Annotated in this window: 2 protein-coding genes; both read left to right on the forward strand. The window is 62.1% G+C overall.

The features are described from left to right. The first annotated feature begins 540 nt into the window (after positions 1–540). Entirely contained in the window at positions 541–1,905 is a 1,365-nt protein-coding gene (locus OQK_RS26875) for a glutamine synthetase family protein (RefSeq protein ID WP_016775172.1), read from the forward strand. Positions 1,906–2,053: 148 nt separating this feature from the next. Then, positions 2,054–3,337 (forward strand): NAD(P)/FAD-dependent oxidoreductase, encoded by a 1,284-nt coding sequence (locus OQK_RS26880; RefSeq protein ID WP_016775173.1) that lies wholly within the window; start codon positions 2,054–2,056, stop codon positions 3,335–3,337. Positions 3,338–3,382: the final 45 nt, after the last annotated feature.

The following is a 3,382-nucleotide window of genomic DNA, read 5'->3' on the forward strand; positions in this document are numbered from 1 at the left end:
CCCACAGTTGAAATGCACTCTCCTGCGGAAGCGAGTCTGCTCGCGAAAACAGTTGAAATGCATTCTCCTGTGGGAGCGAGCCTGCTCGCGAAAAAGGCAACTCGGTCAAGCAGCCCAAACGCCGGAACGCGCCACCGACGAATCTTCCATTTACACGCGCGCAAATTCCCCCTTACTATCCGGGCACACCGGTCGCCGGGCCTGCCCTGCCGCCGACGCTTTCCGCCAACGGAAACACGCGTTATGAGTACGTCACCACAACAACCGCAAAGGTTGCACGTCTCTGCTGTACGCGCCCACTGCAACAGGGGCCGCGTATGAACCGCATCGTCAATCTGCCCATGGCCCTGCGCCGTTCCAAGCTGCGTCACTCCGCACGCCCGCCGGATATCGCCATTCCTGCCTGATCGCGTGAGCTGTAACCGCGACAGTCAATTTCCCGATTTTCCTGATATCCCTGCCGGGACACTTACGCCTTTTTGTCGCGTCGTGTCCGGCCGAATCTGCGCGCCTGTGCGGCGCCATCGTGAGTGATTTGCCATGAAATTCGCAGCCACCGAAGACGCACGCCTGTTCCTCGAACAGAACCCCGATATCGACATGATCGAATTGTTCATCCTCGACGCCAACGGCGTGCCGCGCGGCAAGCTGTTGCACCGTGAAGAACTGCTCGCCGTGTACGAAAGCGGCCGACCGCTGCCGAGCACCATCCTTGGCCTGACCGTACAAGGCGAGGACGTCGAGAACTCCGGACTGGTCTGGGATGTGGGCGACATCGACTGCCGCGCCTATCCGCTGCAAGGCAGTCTGGTGCGCCTGCCGTGGCGGCAGATTCCGACCGCTGCGGTGCAGGTCAGCATGCACCCGAGCGAGGGCATGCCGGCGAGCATCGCTGATCCTCGGCACCTGCTGATCAAAGTCATCGATGGGCTCAAGGCCGAGGGTTATCATCCGATCATGGCGTGCGAGCTGGAGTTCTATCTGCTCGACGCCAAACGCGACCACAACGGCCGCCCGCAACCCGCGCTGGACGCTGACGGCGGACGACCGCGACACACGCAAGTCTACGGTTTGCGCGAGCTGGAGCAGATCGAGCCATTCCTCGCCGACCTCTACAGCGCGTGCAAACTGCACGGTATTCCGGCGCGCACGGCGATCTCCGAATACGCCCCGGGGCAAGTGGAAATCACCCTTGAACACGGCGATGCGCTGGAAGCGATGGATCAGGCGGTGCGCTACAAGCGTCTGGTCAAAGGCGTGGCGCACAAGCACGGCATGCAGGCGACGTTCATGGCCAAGCCGTTCGATGATCTGGCCGGCACCGGCATGCACATGCACGTCAGCCTGGCCGATGCCGAGGGGCGTAATTTGTTCGCTTCTGAAGACCCGGCCGGCACGCCGCTGTTGCGCACGGCGATTGGCGGCATGCTTGCCTCGCTGCTCGATTCGCTGCTGCTGTTCTGCCCCAACGCCAACTCCTACCGGCGTTTCCAGGCCAACAGCTACGCGCCACTGGCGCCGACCTGGGGCGTCGACAACCGCACCGTCAGCCTGCGCGTACCCGGCGGGCCGGCGCCGACACGACACATCGAACACCGCATCTGCGGCGCCGATGCCAACCCTTATCTGGCAGCGGCAGCGATCCTCGCCGGCATTCATCGCGGCATCCGTGAAGAGCTGGATCCGGGGGCACCGGTCGAGGGCAATGGTTATGCCCAGGCGAAAGAACTGCTGCCGACCGATTGGCTGACGTCGTTGCAGGCGCTGGAAAATTCCGCGTGGGCACGGGAGGCGTTGGGGCAGGAATTCCTTGGGGTGTATCTGGCGGTGAAGCGTGCCGAGTATCGGCAGTTCATGGCTGAAGTGGGTGAGCAGGATTGGCGGTGGTACCTGACCGAAGCCTGATTCCTTACCATCAAACCCTGTGGGAGCTGGCTTGCCAGCGATGAGGCCGGCACATTCACCATCGGCGGTGACTGACAGTTCGCTATCGCTGGCAAGCCAGCTCCCACAGGAATTGCACTTCGATTTCAAAATTTGTGTGGACCCTGACATGACCATTCGCTGCAATTCCTATTACACCGCCACCCTCAACCACGACACCGACTACCCGACCGTGCAAGGCCGGCACAAGGTCGATGTGGTGATCATCGGCGGCGGTTTCACTGGCGTCGCCACTGCCGTCGAGCTGGCGGAAAAAGGCCTGAAAGTCGCCATCGTCGAAAGCCACAAGATCGGCTGGGGCGCCACCGGGCGCAATGGCGGGCAAGTCACCGGCAGCCTCTCCGGCGACGGCGCGATGCGCAAGCAGATGCGCGCGAAACTGGGCGATGACGTGGACGATTTCATCTGGCATCTGCGCTGGCGCGGGCATGAAATCATCCGCGAGCGCGTCGAGAAATATGGCATCGAGTGCGACCTCAAATACGGCCATCTGCACGCGGCGTACAAGCCGAGCCACATGGTCGATCTGCGCAAGGATTACGACGAAGCCGTGCGTCGCGGATTAGGCGATGAAGTGAGCCTGCTCGACCGCAGCCAGGTTCGCGACCTGCTGCAAAGCGAGCTCTACCACGGCGCGATCAAGAACACCCGCAACATGCATCTGCACCCGCTCAACCTGTGCCTTGGCGAAGCACGCGCAGCCGAAAGCCTGGGCGCGCTGATCTTCGAAAACAGTGAAGTGCTGGAGATCATCCACGGCGACACACCTGGCGTGCGCACCGCTCACGGCCAGATCGACGCCAGTCAGGTGATGCTCGCCGGTGACGTCTATCACAAGCTCGAACCGGGCCAGCTCAAGGGCAAGATTTTCCCGGCCATGGGCGGCATCGTCACCACCGCGCCGCTCGGTGATCTGGCGAAACAGATCAACCCCGAAGACCTCGCCGTGTACGACTGCCGCTTCGTCCTCGATTACTACCGGCTCACCGCCGACGGCCGTTTGCTGTTCGGCGGCGGCGCCAACTACAGCGGCAAGGATTCGCGCGACATCGCTGCGGAACTGCGCCCGTGTATCGAACGCACGTTCCCGGCGCTAAAAGGTGTGGCGATCGATTACCAGTGGAGCTGCGCGATGGGCATCGTCATCAACCGCATCCCGCAACTGGGCAAGCTCTCGGACAACGTCTGGTATTGCCAGGGCTACTCGGGACACGGCATCGCCACCACACACATCATGGGCGAGATCATGAGCCGGGCGATCACTGGGCAAATGGAACAGTTCGACACTTTCGCCGCGTGCCAGCACATCCGCGTGCCAATGGGCGACCTGCTGGGCAACCCGTTGCTGGCGGCAGGGATGTGGTATTACCAGATGCTTGAGCGGTTGCGCTGATCCATTACCTGTAGGAGCTGCCGAAGGCTGCGATCTTTTGATCCT

The sequence above is a fragment of the Pseudomonas sp. R62 genome, assembly GCF_000257605.1.
Lineage (GTDB): Bacteria > Pseudomonadota > Gammaproteobacteria > Pseudomonadales > Pseudomonadaceae > Aquipseudomonas > Aquipseudomonas atacamensis.

Excerpts from the sequence above, each read along its gene's own strand:
- OQK_RS26880 (WP_016775173.1), top strand. The coding sequence starts at position 2,054 with ATGACCATTCGCTGCAATTCCTATTACACCGCCACCCTCAACCACGAC.
- OQK_RS26875 (WP_016775172.1), top strand. The coding sequence starts at position 541 with ATGAAATTCGCAGCCACCGAAGACGCACGCCTGTTCCTCGAACAGAAC.